This window comes from Hoeflea ulvae, from assembly GCF_026619435.1.
Classification (GTDB): domain Bacteria; phylum Pseudomonadota; class Alphaproteobacteria; order Rhizobiales; family Rhizobiaceae; genus Hoeflea; species Hoeflea ulvae.
Genome location: NZ_JAOVZQ010000001.1, coordinates 2,072,749 through 2,086,765 on the forward strand (window position 1 = coordinate 2,072,749; position 14,017 = coordinate 2,086,765).

Here is a 14,017-nt window from a genome sequence, read left to right on the forward strand (position 1 = left end):
ATGTACCTTTGGGCAAAGCGAAAGCTGGCTGGACGAACAGGCATCAGAAATAGCCTTCGCGTTTTTTCTTTTCCATCGAACCGGACTGGTCGCGGTCAATGGCCCGACCCTGGCGTTCCGATACCGTGGCGATCTCGAGTTCCTCAATCACCTCGTCAAGCGTCGTCGCTTCCGAACGCACAGCACCGGTAAGCGGGAAACATCCGAGCGTGCGGAACCGCACCATCTCTTCACGAACCTGCTCGCCGGGCAGCAGCTCCAGCCGCTTGTCCTCGGCCAGGATCAGCATCCCGTCACGCTCGACGACCTTGCGGCGCTTGGCGAAATAGAGCGGCACCAGATCGATGTTTTCGGCCTGGATGTAGCGCCAGATATCAACCTCGGTCCAGTTCGACAGCGGGAAGGCGCGCACGCTTTCGCCCGAGCGAATCATGCCATTGTAGATCGACCACAGCTCGGGGCGCTGGTTGCGTGGGTCCCAAGCATGGTCGGGCGTGCGGAACGAATAGATCCGTTCCTTGGCGCGAGAGGCTTCCTCGTCGCGGCGGGCGCCGCCAAAGGCCGCATCGTAACGGCCCATGTCGAGCGACTGCTTCAGCGCCTGGGTCTTCATGATGTCGGTGTAGCGTGCCGACCCGTGGCTGAACGGGGTGACGTTGTCGCGCAGCCCGTCGGGGTTGGTGTGCGCGATCAGGTCCAGCCCGTGCCTGGCCACCACCTGATCACGGAAAGCGATCATTTCGGGAAACTTCCAGCCGGTGTCGATATGCACCAGCGGAAACGGCAGCTTGCCCGGATGAAACGCCTTCAGCGCCAGATGCAGCAGCACCGAGGAATCCTTGCCGATCGAATAGAGCATCACCGGACGCTCGAATTCCGCCGCCACCTCACGAAAGATGTGGATCGCCTCGTTTTCCAGCGCCTTGAGATGCGGGTCGAGCGGCGGCTTGCCGCGCCCGTGTTCGATCACGTTCATGGGGAGTCCTTTGGAAAATTCACGAGGCCGTGGCCGTGACTTTGGGTTGGCCATGAGCCGGGGACTGGGCGCGCGAGCCCGAAACCGAGGCCGACAAATGAAGACCGCATTCGCGGCGTTCGTCTTGCTCCCACCACCAGCGGCCGGCGCGCTCGGGCTCGCCCGGCTTGATGGCGCGGGTGCAGGGCTCGCAGCCGATCGAGGGAAAGCCGCGCGCATGCAGCGGATTGACCGGCACATCATCGGCTTTCGCCCGCGCCTGAAGCGTCTCGAGCGACTGGTCGGCCAGCGGATTGATTTTCAAAAGGCAGCGGTCGGCATCCCATTCGGCCAGCGGCGCATTGGCCCGGTTGCCCGATTGGCCGCGGCGCAGGCCGGTCACCCAGATCTCGGCATCGGCCAGCGCCCGCCCCAGCGGCTGCAGCTTGCGCGCATGGCAGCAGGCATGCCGGGCTTCGACGCTGTCGTAAAACCCGTTCATGCCGTAAAGCGCAACAAAGCCGTCGACCTCGTCCTTCCACGGCTTGAACACTTCGATGGAGATCCCGTATTGCGCTTCCGTCGCTTCGATCAGCGCCAGGGTTTCGGCAAACAGCCGGCCAGTGTCGAGCGTGACGATGCGCAGATCGGCCTGGGTGGCGGCGATCACGGAGGTGAGAACCTGGTCTTCCAGTCCCAGCGATGTGGTGAACACCGCATGGCCCAGCGCCGCGATCCTGAGCATCCGTCCCGGCAGCGGCAACTGCGCCAGTTCGTCGGCAAGACGGGCGGCGAATTCGGGTCCGTAGACCGGACGCGGCGAAACCTGATCGCGGGCAATGGCTTGGTGCAGGGGCATGGTTGAGGCTCCAGTTGGTGAAGCCATAGTCGCGCCTTGCTGCCGTCAAAACGAGGCATCACAGTCTTTTTGTGCGCCCGGTTCAGGTCGGTTGTTCCGCCGGAAGCGCCAAGTGCCGCAAAATCTGCCCAATTCGGCGGGAAGATGCGGGCAACATTGCATTGACCGGGGTCGCCAAACATGTCACGCCAATCGGGTCGAGTAACAAGTATCACGGAGCCCGCTGATGGGCGCGTTTGACTTTGATGATCCTACCACCGGCTCCGTTCAGGCGCTGATCCGGGAGCTTGAAACGGTAGCGATTGCTGCTGGTGAGGAGATTCTGGCAGTCCGCGCCGCGGGCGCCACGGTGACGGTCAAATCCGACCACACGCCGGTCACCCAGGCCGATCAGCGCGCCGAAGCCCTGATCCTCGATTTTCTCACCACATCCTATCCCGGCATTCCCGTGGTGGCCGAGGAACTGGCCGAGGCCGGCCGGTGCCCGAGCCACGCCGGGGACATGTTCTTTCTCGTCGATGCGCTCGACGGCACCGGCGATTTCATCGCCGGGCGCAACGAGTTCACCGTCAATATTGCGCTGATCCGCGGCCACACACCGGTGGCCGGCGTGGTCTATGCCCCGGCGCTGGGCAAGATGTGGAGCGGGGTCACCGGTCATGCCCAGGTCGCCGAGGTCACGGCTGACGGCGAGATCATGGGCCAGCGCGACATTCACACCAGGCAGCGCCCGAAGACACCGGTGGCGCTGGTCAGCGTCACCCACAAGGAACCCGAAACCGACGCCTGGCTCGAAAGCATGCCCGAGCATGAAACCGCAAGCGTCGGTTCGTCACTGAAATTCTGCCTGCTGGCCGAGGGCCGCGCCGATGTCTATCCGCGTCTGGTCTGCCTCAAGCAGTGGGACATCGCCGCCGGTGATGCGGTGTTGCGGGCCGCCGGCGGCATGACGTTGACGCTCGACGGCATTCCGCTGCGCTACGGCGTCGAGGACGCGAATTTCGGCTGCGCCCGCTTCGTCGGCTGGGGCCAGGCGCCCAACGCCTAGATCCCCGTTCCGAAGGCCCGCAGGTCCGGGCCCTTGTTCAACGCCGCTTCAGTTCTGTTTCAGCCGGTCGGTCTCGCGCCAGTCCGGGTTCATCCACGGTTCCAGATTGCTCGGCGCCAGCGGCGTGCGGCCCAGAATGTGGTCGGCGGCCTTCTCGCCGGTCATGATCGACGGGCCGTTGAGATTGCCATTGGTCACCCGCGGGAAGATTGACGAGTCGGCCACCCGCAATCCGTCGACGCCGATGACACGGGTTTCCGGATCGACCACGGCAAGCGGATCGTCGGCCCGGCCCATCCGGCAGGTGCCGCAGGGGTGATAGGCGCTTTCGGCATGCTCGCGGATGAAGCCGTCGATCTCCTCGTCGCTCTGGATATCGCTGCCCGGCTGGATCTCCATGCCGCGATAGGGATCAAAGGCCGCCTGTCCAAACACCTCGCGGGTGATCCGCACCGCCCGGCGGAAATCGCGCCAGTCCTGCTCGTGGCTCATATAGTTGAAACGGATCACCGGCGCGTCCTTGGCATTGCCCGAGCGCAAGGAGACCGCGCCGCGCGAGGCCGAACGCATCGGTCCGACATGGGCCTGGAAGCCATGCATCGGAGCTGCCGCCGTGCCGTCGTAGCGGATGGCGCCGGGCAGGAAATGGAACTGGATATCGGGGTAGGGCACGCCCGCTTCCGAGCGGATAAAGCCGCAGGCCTCGAACTGGTTTGAGGTGCCGAGCCCGCGCCTGAGGAACAGCCACTGCGCCCCGATCAGCGCCTTGGAAAACAGGTTGAGCTTGGAATAGAGCGTGATCGGCTGGATGCATTCCTGCTGGATATAGACTTCCAGATGATCCTGCAGATTGGCGCCGACGCCGGGCCGGTCGGCCACCACCTCAATGCCGTGCTCGGCCAGATGCGCGCCTGGACCGATGCCCGACAGCATCAACAGTTTCGGCGAATTGAACGCAGAGGCCGCAATCACAACCTCACGCAGTGCCTTAACGACTTGAATCTTGCCGTGAACCTCGATTTCCACGCCGGTGGCGCGGTGATTCTCGATGACAACACGCTGCGCCAGTCCCCTGACAAGACTCACGTTTTTGCGCTTCAGCGCCGGCTTCAGATAGGCCTCGGCGGTGGACCAGCGCTGACCCTTGTGGATGGTCTGTTCCATCAGGCCGAAGCCTTCCTGGCGCGATCCATTGTAGTCTTCGGTCACGCCATAGCCTGCCTGACGGCCCGCCTCGATGAAGGCATCAAACAGCGGATTGGCCGCCGGCCCGCGCTGCACATGCAACGGCCCATCGGTGCCGCGCCAGCCTTCTTCGCCGCCGATGCCGCCATTCTGGTGCGAGGTTTCCATGCGCTTGAAATAGGGCAGCACATCGGCAAACGACCAGCCGCTCGCTCCCTGGTCGGCCCAGTGGTTGAAGTCCTCGGCATGGCCGCGCACATACACCATGCCGTTGATCGAGGACGATCCGCCGATCACCTTGCCGCGCGGTGCGGCGAGCCGCCGGTTGCCCAGATTGGCCTCGGGCTCGGTTCTGTAACCCCAGTCATAGATTCCCATGTTCATCGGGAAGGACAGCGCTGCCGGCATCTGGATGAACGGGCCGAAATCCGAGCCGCCATGTTCGATGACGATCACCGAATGCTTGCCGTCCTCGCTCAACCGCGCGGCCATGGCCGAGCCGGCCGAACCGGCGCCGATGATAACGAAATCTGCTTGCATGATGGTCATTCCTGATCTGCCCTCAATACGGGCTGTCGACCGGCCCGGTGGCCACATAGACGGTCTTGAGCTGGGTGTAATGCTCGATTGCCGCACGCGAGTTCTCGCGTCCGATGCCCGATTGCTTGACGCCGCCGAAGGGCATCTCGACCGGGGTCAAATTGTAGGTGTTGATCCAGGTGGTGCCGGCCTCGAAGCTGGCGACAACCCGGTGCGCGCGCGTGATGTCGGCGGTAAACACGCCGGCTGCCAGTCCGAACTGGGTGTCATTGGCGCGGGTGACCGCCTCGTCCTCGTCGTCAAACGGCAGCACGCTCATCACCGGTCCGAAAATTTCCTCGCGCGCGATGGTCATCTCGTCGGTGACATCGGCAAAGACGGTTGGCTGGATCCAGGCGCCGTTCTCAAAACCCTGAAGCTCAGGCACGCCGCCGCCAATGACCAGCCGCGCGCCCTCGCGCTTGCCGCTGTCGATATAGCCCAGCACCTTGTCGCGCTGCGCCATCGAGACCATCGGTCCCAGATGGGTGTCGGGATCGAGCGGATCGCCGATGCGGATGGTTTCTGTGCGAGCCTTGAGCCGGTCGAGAAACCGGTCATAAACGCCGCGCTGGACAAACACGCGTGTGCCGTTCGAGCAGATCTGGCCGGTCGAATAGAAATTGCCCAGCATCGCGCCGCCGATCGCGCTTTCGAGATCCGCATCGTCAAACACCAGGATCGGCGATTTGCCGCCCAGTTCCATGGTCACCGCCTTGATGGTGGGGGCTGCGGCTGCCAGCACCTTGGCGCCGGTCGGCACCGAGCCGGTCAGCGACACCTTGGCGACGTCTGGATGGCTGGCAAGGGCAGCACCCACATCGCCATAGCCCTGCACCACGTTGAAAATGCCGTGCGGCAGGCCTGCATCCTTGAAGGCCTCGGCCAGCTTGAGCGCTGTCAGCGGCGTCATTTCGGAGGGCTTGAAGATGAAGGCATTGCCGCTGGCCAGCGCCGGGGCCGATTTCCAGGCAGCGATCTGGATCGGATAGTTCCAGGCGCCGATGCCGGCGCAGACGCCGAGTGCCTCGCGGCGGGTATAGGCGAAATCGCCACCGCCGAGATCGATATGTTCCCCGGTGATCGCACCTGCCAGCCCGCCGAAATATTCCAGCGCGTCCGCTGCGGACGCCGCGTCGGCGACCAGCGTTTCCTGGATCGCCTTGCCGGTGTCGAGCGTCTCGATCCGAGACAACATGTCATTGCGCTCGCGCAGCAGCTGCGCCGTTCGCAGCAGGATGCGTCCGCGCTCGACACCCTTCAGCGCCGCCCAGGCCGGCTGCGCCGCGCGCGCCGCTGCGACCGCCTGGTCAATGATTGCCGGTGTTGCCGAATGCAGCCTGGCGTTCAGCTCGCCAGTGGCGGGATAGATGCTCTCGATCACCGCGCCTGCAGCGTCTTCAACGTAAGCGCCGGCAATGTGGTGCGAGGCGGGGGGCTGTGCATTCATGTCGGTGTCCTCAGGCTTTCATAAGAGACCATCACGTGGTCGCGATAGTGTGGGCGCGCGCTCAGGCGGGCGTAATAGGCGTCGAGCCTTGGTGTGTCGGCGCGCTCGAAATCCAGTGTGTAGTAGCGATAGAGCAGGTGGCCGGTAATCATGTCGGCAAAGGTCAGCTCGCCGCCACCCAGATAGGGGCCGTCGCTGAGCCTTGTGTCGAGCATCAGCGCCAGCGGCTTGAGCGCATCCGCCGCCGCTTCAACCTGGCCCGGTTTCAGCAGCTTTGGCGAAAATCGCACCAGCGGATAGAAAAGCTGGCCGGTGAAGGCAGGTGCGAAACTGGTCTTGATCCACTCCGCCCACATGTCGAGCTGCACCCGGACGGCCGGGTCTCGCGGCCAGAACCGTTCATCGCCATAGCGGGCGGCGAGATAGCGCACGATGGCGGCACTCTCCCACATCGGCGCGCCATCGCCGTCACGCACCGTCGGCACCAGCCCGTTCGGGTTCATCGCGAGATAGTCAGGCGTCCTGTTGCCGCCATATGAGTGGCCGACGTCGTGACGCTGATGCGCCAGCCCGAGTTCGGCAATGGCCCACATCACCGGCTGCACATTGGATGAGGTTGCGCGTCCCCAGACGGTCAGCATGTCATTCTCCCCTCGGAAAGCGCTTGGAATCCTCAAGCACATTGAGATCCATGTGGTTGCGCATATAGCGCTCCGAGGCCTTCTGCAGGGGCTGGAAATCCCACGGGTAATAATTGCCGTTCCTCAGCGCCTCATAGACCACCCAGCGCCGCGCCTGGCTTTCGCGCACCTCGCTGTCGTAGCGTGTCATGTCCCACCGGTCCCGGACCTGGGTCATGCAGGCCGCGACCCGCTCCGCATGGGCGGGATCATCGGCCAGGTTGACGAGCTCGTCCGGATCGGCGTCGAGATCAAAGAGTTGCGGCGCATCGAGCTCGCAATGGATGAACTTGTAGCGCCCGTCACGGATCGCCACCAGCGGCGCTTCCGAGCCTTCCGCCGCATATTCCATCAGCACCGGTGCAGTCCGCGGTTCTCCAGCCATCACCGGCGTCAGGCTTTCGCCGTCGGTCCAGGGCGCCACCTCTTCAAGCGACACGCCGGCAAGCGCTGCCAGCGTCGGGGTGATGTCGAGATTGGAGGTCGGCTCCGAAACCAGTTGCCCTTCGGCACCCGGCACCGCGATCATCAGCGGCACCCGCGCCGAGCCTTCAAAGAAGCTCATCTTGAACCACATGCCGCGCTCGCCCAGCATGTCGCCATGGTCGGAGCAGAACACCACGATGGTGTTGTCGGCCATGCGTGTGGCTTCGAGCGTTGCCAGAATGCCGCCGATCTTGTCGTCGAGATAGGAGATATTGGCGAAATAGGCCTGCCGCGAGCGCCGGACATTGTCTTGCGTGATGTCGAAGCGCTCCGAATCATTGGCGTTGTAGAGCCGCTGCGAATGCTGATCCATCTCGGCATAGGGGATCGGCGGCACCCGGGGAGTGAGCTCCGGGCAGTCCGCGTAAAGATCCCAGTATTGCTTGCGCGCCACGTAAGGGTCATGCGGATGGGTGAATGACACCGTCAGTGCCCGGGGCCGTGCATCGGGGGCCTCGCTCAGCCGTGAGAGCTGATGCAGCTTCTGGGTGGCGAAGAAGGCGACCTCGTCATCATATTCCATCTGGTTCGAGGTCTCGGCGACGCCGGCGCCGGTGACCGAACCGAGATTGTGGTACCACCAGTCGATCCGCTCGCCGGGCTTTCGGTAATCCGGCGTCCAGCCGAAATCGGCAGGGTAGATGTCGGTGGTCAGCCGTTCCTCGAAACCATGCATCTGGTCGGGCCCGACGAAATGCATCTTGCCCGACAGGCAGGTGTAGTACCCCGCGCGTCTGAGATGATGCGCATAGGTCGGAATGTCGGAGGCAAATTCGGCGGCATTGTCATAGACCCGGGTCCGCCGCGGCAATTGTCCGGACATGAACGAGGCCCGTCCCGGCGCACAGAGCGGCGAGGCGGTATAGTTCTTCGAAAACCGCACCGAGCGCGCGGCCAGCTTCTTCAGGTTGGGCGCATGCAGAAACTCTGCCGGACCGTCGGGAAACAGGGTGCCGTTGAGCTGGTCGACCATGAGGATGAGAATGTTGGGCCTTTTGGCCTCGGCGCGTGCGTCGCTCATACAGTCCTCCCGCGAATTTCCAGAAGTTGCGTCTCGATGTGATCCTCGACCAGCGCCACGGCGTCATAGCGTGCCGGCCCGGTGCCCAGCGCCTTGCGGATATAGAGCCCGTCGATCATCGCGGCCGCACCTTCGGCAATGCGCTCGGCATCGCTCTCGCCGGCCAGCGGGCTCAATCCGCTCATCAGGTTGGAATGCAGCCGCCGGGCGTAAATCGACAGCAGCCGCCGGATTTCCGGGGCCCGCTGGGCATCGACATAGAATGCCAGCCAGGCCGCCACCACCTCGTCGGAAAACTGCTTGTCGGAAAAACTCACCGCAATCACCGCCGAGATCCGGGCGCGGCTGGTTCTGGCGTTTTTCAGCGCCTGTTCGGCATCCTGTCGGAGATCGCGCAGCAGCGCGCGGACGGATTCGATGATCAGTTGATGCTTGGAGCCGAAATAGTGATGCGCCAGCGCCGGCGAGACGCCGGCGCGTCCGGCGATGTCCGACATCGTCACATCCATCGTGCCGCGCGCGCCGATGGCCTCGATGGCAGCGTCTGTCAGCGCCTTGCGGCGGATAGGTTCCATGCCGATTTTAGGCATATCAAGCTCTCCAGGTGTTGGATCGGCCCGCATGCGGGCCAGAGCTGGAATGTAGGTTTGATTGACTGCTCAATCAATGAAAATCCCTGTTTTGCATTAAGCAGCCGTATCCACGCCGCGCGGCCACGCGGTGTCTGTCGGATTGATGGTATTTGCGGCGGGTCCGTCATCAGGCCGGAGGCAGCTATGGCGGCGGGATCAACTCGCCGCCGCCATGAGGGGTGCCCGGCCGTCAAGCCATGGTGGCCGGCATCACCGAGCTGCGGACAATCACCTTGGCTCCGTCACGCACCCGCGCATGCAGGTCGATCACATCTTGATTGAGCATCCGGATGCAGCCCGATGACACCGCCTTGCCGATCGAATTGGCTTCCGGATTGCCGTGGATCCGGTAGAGCGTGTCCTTGCCGTTCTGGAACAGATAGAGCGCGCGGGCGCCGAGCGGATTGTTCGGCCCGGGATCCATCCCGCCATTGGCAACCGAATAGGGCGTGAGCTCGGGATTGCGCGCCACCATGTCGTCGGGCGCCTTCCAGCGCGGCCATTTGCGCCGGTACTGAACCACGGCGTCGCCGGACCAGGAAAAGCCCTGCCGGCCGACGCCGATGCCGTAGCGCATGGCGCTGTCGCGGCTTTCGATCAGATGCAGGTGAAAGGCATTGGGATCGACGATCAGCGTGCCTGGCGCTTCGTTCGGATACGGGTTGGTCACGCGTTGGCGCCAGTAGCGCTCGGGCACGATGCCGTCGGCAACCGCGGGGATCGGATAGGGTTCATCCAGCACGGCGCCATAGGCCGCGGGCATGGCCTTGCGCGTCGGTTTGAGGGCAGGCCCTGAAGGGGTGTCGGTGCTGCTGCCAATCGTGCTGCAGCCGGAAAGCACAGCCAGCGGGGCTGCGCCCAGGAAAAGGCGTCGGGTGATCATCGGTTGAAATCCTTGAAGCTGAGGGAAGGGGAACGGGCAGGCAATGCGCCGGTTCCGGGTCATCACATCAGCAGGACCGGGGCGGCCTGAAAATCCGGCTTGAGCGCATATTGTCGGCCGCGCCGCCGGGCCGGGTGTCAAATTCCAGGGCCGTGCCAATCAGCGCGAGCCGCGGCAGCGACACGGCAAAACCGGTGTCCAGCGTGCAGTTGGACCAGGTGATGGCGCCGCGCTGGCAGCGCTTGCTGGGGGCTGCACCGGTCTTCCCGTTTGCCATGGCTGCGGACTGGACCAGTTCCACCGGTTGCGGAAACACCGCCGCCTTTGCCGACAGCCCACGCGAAAACGGGCCGGTCAACGCGAGCGTGACGGTCAGGAAACACAGAAGGAGGATGCGGTGCGTCTGCATGCAGTGGGTCTTAGCGGCATTTGTGGCCATTTCCAGTCCCGTTCGCCGCAAGCCCATCACATCTTGGTGAGACCTGGAAACTGCCGGCGATCCGCCCGCAGACGGTGATGCGGAAATTCGGGGCCGGGGCGCCCGGTTCCGCGCACTGCCTGCAGCAAACAAACGCCATGGTTAATCATGAATGAACATGTAAAATCATTGTAATAACAATAAATTAAATGGGTTTCATGTCGCGTTCTCCTGCGCGCGCAAGACGCCCGGGCCTCCTGCCGGCAGATTCGATGAAACCATTCCAGCGTCGGGGCATTCCGTCTTTGAAGCACTGCGAAAAACGGCGGCGGCTTTGGACCCCTGAAACCCGACACGGCAAGCGCCGCAAGAGCAGACCGCGCCGCAATTCGCCAGGACTGATCGATGACACTGGTTGGAGGACCTTTTTCGATGACCACTCAGCATGCCGCCTCAACACATACGCCCAATTACCTGACCCGCATGGCGCTCGACCGGCAGGAACGGAAATGGCCCCGTCGTGATTGCAGCGTCCTGTTCAACATCTTCTTCATGCGCAAGGGCGTCCGCCAGATCAGCAAGGCGCAACTGCGCGTCTTCAACATCTCCGAAGGCGGATTGCTCGCCACCTCGCGCCGCGCCGATATCCCGGACAATTTCTACATCAGCATCGGCGACAAGCAGCTGCTCATCGCCTGCGCCATTGTCGCCCGCAAGGACGGCATGCTCAATGTCCGCTTCCTCCATGACCTGCCCACTGTCTTTGTCGACGTCGTGGCCTCGCTGCAGGATCCCTTCGCTCTGCTCGAGGAAATCCGTCCGGCGCTTTATGGTCTGGAAGGCCACGCCAAGCCGAGCTGACCGGATCGCGGACCACCGCGATTCCGTGCGTGCCTGAACATATTCCGCCGGTCAAATCGCTTGAAATCTCCGCGCCTCTTTACAATGCTGTCCGCGCCCCCAAAACTGCGCGGCAGCATTTCGAGATTCCCGGAGACAACCTTCATGACCGCTTGCATCATCGGCTGGGCCCACACGCCCTTTGGCAAACACAGCGACGAAACCGTCGAAAGCCTCGTCACGCGGGTGGCGCGCGAGGCGATCGACCATGCCGGGCTGGAAGCGGGCGATATCGACGAGATCTATCTCGGCCACTTCAATGCCGGCTTTTCCGCGCAGGATTTCACCGCCAGCCTGGTGCTCCAGGCCGATGACGCGTTCCGTTTCAAGCCGACCACGCGGGTGGAAAACGCCTGCGCCACCGGCTCGGCCGCCGTGCATCAGGGCATCAAGGCCATCCGCGCAGGGAGCGCCCGCCGGGTGCTGGTGGTCGGCGTCGAGCAGATGACCACGACGCCCGGACCGCAGATCGGCGCCAATCTGCTGAAGGCCTCCTATCTGCCCGAGGATGGCGACACACCGGCAGGCTTCGCCGGTGTCTTCGGCAAGATTGCTGACAGCTATTTCCAGAAATATGGCGACCAGTCCGATGGTCTGGCAGCCATTGCCGCCAAGAACCACAAGAACGGTGTCGACAATCCCTGGGCGCAGATGCGCAAGGATCTCGGTTATGAATTCTGCCGCGCAGAAAGTGACAAGAACCCCTATGTCGCAGGCCCGCTCAAGCGCACCGATTGCTCGCTGGTCTCCGATGGCGCAGCAGCCATCGTGCTCACCGATGTGACGACCGCTATGCAGGCGCCGCGCGCCGTGCTGTTTCGCGCTGCCGAGCATGTCCAGGACTTTTTGCCGATGTCCAAGCGCGACATCCTCGCCTTCGAAGGCTGTGCGCTGGGCTGGAAGAAGGCCTTTGCCAATTCCAAAACCTCGCTTGATGATCTCTCCTTTGTCGAGACCCATGACTGCTTCACCATCGCCGAGCTGATCGAATATGAGGCCATGGGCCTGGCCAAGCCAGGGCAGGGCGGTGATTTCGCCATGAGCGGCGAAACCCAAAAAGATGGCCGGTTGCCGGTCAATCCATCCGGCGGACTGAAAGCCAAGGGCCACCCGATCGGCGCCACCGGCGTTTCCATGCATGTGCTGTCCGCCATGCAACTGACCGGCGAGGCCGGCGGCATCCAGGTCAAGGATGCCGAGCTTGGCGGCATCTTCAACATGGGCGGCGCCGCGGTGGCCAATTACGTCTCCATCCTCGAGCGCATCCGGTGAGTGCCGGCCTCGCCGGCCACGTCATCGTCACCGGCGGCGCATCGGGCATCGGCGAGGCAACCGTTCTGGCGCTGATTGACGAGGGCGCCGCCGTCACCATTCTCGACGCCAGCGCCGATGCGGTGGAGCGTGCGGAAGAGCGGCTTGAAGGCGAGGATGTTCTAGCGCTGGTCTGTGATGTCACCGACGAGGACGAGGTGGCCGAGTGCCTGTCGCAAGCCGTCGATGCTTTCGGCCCGGTCACCGGTCTGGTCAATTGCGCCGGCATCGCCCGCGACATACCGGCGGAAAAAACCAGCGCCGAGATTTTCCGCCAGATCCTCGACGTCAATCTCACCGGCAGTTTCATTCTCTGCCGCGCGGCGCTCGACCAGATGGGCGACACGCTGTCGATCGTCAATCTGGCCTCGGTTTCCGGCCAGCGGGCCAATGCCGGCCGCGTCGCCTATGGCGCGTCGAAAGCCGGCGTCATCCTGATGAGCCAGGTGCTGGCCAATGAATGGGGCGCCAGCGGCGTCCGCGTCAATGTCGTCGCCCCCGGACCGGTTGACACGCCGCTGATTGCGCGGCTGCACACGATGGATGACCGCAAGGCCTGGACCTCGAAAATCCCGCTCGCCCGCTATGGCCGCCCCGAAGAAGTGGCCAGCGCCATCCTCTTCCTGCTTTCGCCACAGGCGAGCTACATCAACGGCCAGGTGCTCTCGGTCGATGGCGGCTTCAATTCGTCAGGCATTATTGCCGGCCGGTGAGGCGGTCCCTGCGCCCGACCGCCCGATCGACACGCCCACCGCCGTTGCGCCGATCACCAGCGCCATGCCGGCCCATTGCAGCGGGTTGAACCATTCGCCCAGCGCGATCGCGCCGATGGCTGTGGCCACCACCGGGCTCGCCAGCGCCAGATAGACCGCACTCGGCCCGAGCCGGCCGATGCCGCGGGTCCAGACATAATAGGCGAATGCGGTGCCCAGCAGCATCAGCCAGCCATAGCCGAGGATTTCACTCAGTCCCGGCGCCGGCGGCAGGCCTTCGACAAGCAGCGCCACCGGCATCAGCATCGCCCCGCCCAGAATAAGCTGCCAGGTGGTGGTTTCGAGCGGCGTGCCCATCCGGCCCCAGCGGTCGATCAGTACCGTGCCCGCCGCCATCGACAGCGCCCCGCCAATGGCGGCAGCCACGCCGATCGGATCGGGGCGCGCTTCCGGTGACAGCACCAGCAGGCCGACGCCGATGACGCCTGCGACACCGGCCAGGATCTGCACCGGATGCGGCGCCCGCCCGATCAGCCAGGCCGAAATCAGGATCACCGCCAGCGGCTGGATTGCGCCCAGTGTCGCCGCCAGCCCGCCCGGCATCCGTGCCGCGGCGACAAACAGCAGCGCGAAAAACAACCCGATATTGGAAAACCCGATCACCGCATGGCGCTTGAGCGCTGCCAGCGGCGGAATCCGCGGATTGAGCGCCAACAGGATCAGCCCGGCCGGCAGCGCCCGCATCGCGCCGGTAAGCAGCGGATGGCTCACCGGCAGGGTTTCGGTGAACACCACATAGGTGCTGCCCCAGAGCATCGGCCCGAGAAGCGTAATCAGGATTGTGCGCAGCATGGGAACTCGCTATAATTCTATGATTAATATTTCTACGTCGAAATA

Annotated in this window: 14 protein-coding genes; 4 read left to right on the forward strand and 10 right to left on the reverse strand. The window is 63.8% G+C overall.

Features of this window, described 5'->3' with window-relative positions; all coding sequences use genetic code 11:
* Nucleotides 1-43: 43 nt before the first annotated feature.
* On the reverse strand, nucleotides 44-976 hold the full coding sequence (gene cysD, locus OEG82_RS09670; RefSeq protein WP_267612239.1) for a sulfate adenylyltransferase subunit CysD: 933 nt from the start codon (nucleotides 974-976) through the stop codon (nucleotides 44-46).
* Between the two features lie 19 nt (nucleotides 977-995).
* Nucleotides 996-1,814 carry a phosphoadenylyl-sulfate reductase gene (locus tag OEG82_RS09675; RefSeq protein WP_267612240.1) on the reverse strand — a complete coding sequence of 273 codons (819 nt, stop codon included), beginning with the start codon at nucleotides 1,812-1,814 and terminating at the stop codon, nucleotides 996-998.
* Between the two features lie 274 nt (nucleotides 1,815-2,088).
* On the opposite strand from OEG82_RS09675, the gene cysQ reads away from it, so the two are divergent.
* On the forward strand, nucleotides 2,089-2,862 hold the full coding sequence (cysQ, locus tag OEG82_RS09680; protein ID WP_425497638.1) for a 3'(2'),5'-bisphosphate nucleotidase CysQ: 774 nt from the start codon (nucleotides 2,089-2,091) through the stop codon (nucleotides 2,860-2,862).
* A 48-nt stretch (nucleotides 2,863-2,910) separates the two neighbouring features.
* On the opposite strand, the gene betA is transcribed toward cysQ, so the two are convergent.
* The 7 genes from betA to OEG82_RS09715 form a co-directional block, all read right to left on the reverse strand.
* Nucleotides 2,911-4,587 carry a choline dehydrogenase gene (gene betA / locus OEG82_RS09685; RefSeq protein WP_267612242.1) on the reverse strand — a complete coding sequence of 559 codons (1,677 nt, stop codon included), beginning with the start codon at nucleotides 4,585-4,587 and terminating at the stop codon, nucleotides 2,911-2,913.
* Nucleotides 4,588-4,609: 22 nt separating this feature from the next.
* Nucleotides 4,610-6,076 (reverse strand): betaine-aldehyde dehydrogenase, encoded by a 1,467-nt coding sequence (gene betB / locus OEG82_RS09690; RefSeq protein ID WP_267612243.1) that lies wholly within the window; start codon nucleotides 6,074-6,076, stop codon nucleotides 4,610-4,612.
* A complete protein-coding gene (locus OEG82_RS09695) occupies nucleotides 6,073-6,717 on the reverse strand; it encodes a glutathione S-transferase family protein (RefSeq protein ID WP_267612244.1) in 645 nt (214 codons plus the stop codon). The genes betB and OEG82_RS09695 overlap by 4 nt, the downstream gene beginning before the upstream one ends.
* 1 nt (nucleotide 6,718) lies before the next feature.
* Entirely contained in the window at nucleotides 6,719-8,263 is a 1,545-nt protein-coding gene (gene betC, locus OEG82_RS09700; protein WP_267612245.1) for a choline-sulfatase, read from the reverse strand.
* Nucleotides 8,260-8,853 (reverse strand): transcriptional regulator BetI, encoded by a 594-nt coding sequence (gene betI / locus OEG82_RS09705; RefSeq protein ID WP_267612246.1) that lies wholly within the window; start codon nucleotides 8,851-8,853, stop codon nucleotides 8,260-8,262. The genes betC and betI overlap by 4 nt, the downstream gene beginning before the upstream one ends.
* A 232-nt stretch (nucleotides 8,854-9,085) precedes the next feature.
* The gene (locus OEG82_RS09710; protein WP_267612247.1) at nucleotides 9,086-9,778 is read right to left on the reverse strand and encodes a L,D-transpeptidase; all 693 of its coding nucleotides are present in this window, start codon (nucleotides 9,776-9,778) and stop codon (nucleotides 9,086-9,088) included.
* 67 nt (nucleotides 9,779-9,845) lie between these two features.
* Nucleotides 9,846-10,187 carry a hypothetical protein gene (locus tag OEG82_RS09715; protein ID WP_267612249.1) on the reverse strand — a complete coding sequence of 114 codons (342 nt, stop codon included), beginning with the start codon at nucleotides 10,185-10,187 and terminating at the stop codon, nucleotides 9,846-9,848.
* Nucleotides 10,188-10,628: 441 nt separating this feature from the next.
* Between OEG82_RS09715 and OEG82_RS09720 the strand changes: the two genes are divergently transcribed.
* The 3 genes from OEG82_RS09720 (at nucleotide 10,629) to OEG82_RS09730 (ending at nucleotide 13,120) form a co-directional block, all read left to right on the forward strand.
* Nucleotides 10,629-11,057, forward strand: a complete 429-nt coding sequence (locus OEG82_RS09720; RefSeq protein WP_267612250.1) for a hypothetical protein — start codon at nucleotides 10,629-10,631, stop codon at nucleotides 11,055-11,057.
* A gap of 144 nt (nucleotides 11,058-11,201) precedes the next feature.
* Entirely contained in the window at nucleotides 11,202-12,368 is a 1,167-nt protein-coding gene (locus OEG82_RS09725) for an acetyl-CoA acetyltransferase (protein ID WP_267612251.1), read from the forward strand.
* Entirely contained in the window at nucleotides 12,365-13,120 is a 756-nt protein-coding gene (locus OEG82_RS09730; protein WP_267612253.1) for an SDR family NAD(P)-dependent oxidoreductase, read from the forward strand. Before OEG82_RS09725 ends, OEG82_RS09730 begins: the two co-directional genes overlap by 4 nt.
* Here OEG82_RS09730 and OEG82_RS09735 read toward each other — a convergent pair.
* Nucleotides 13,097-13,972 carry an EamA family transporter gene (locus OEG82_RS09735; RefSeq protein ID WP_267612254.1) on the reverse strand — a complete coding sequence of 292 codons (876 nt, stop codon included), beginning with the start codon at nucleotides 13,970-13,972 and terminating at the stop codon, nucleotides 13,097-13,099. The genes OEG82_RS09730 and OEG82_RS09735 overlap by 24 nt on opposite strands.
* Between the last annotated feature and the right edge of the window lie 45 nt (nucleotides 13,973-14,017).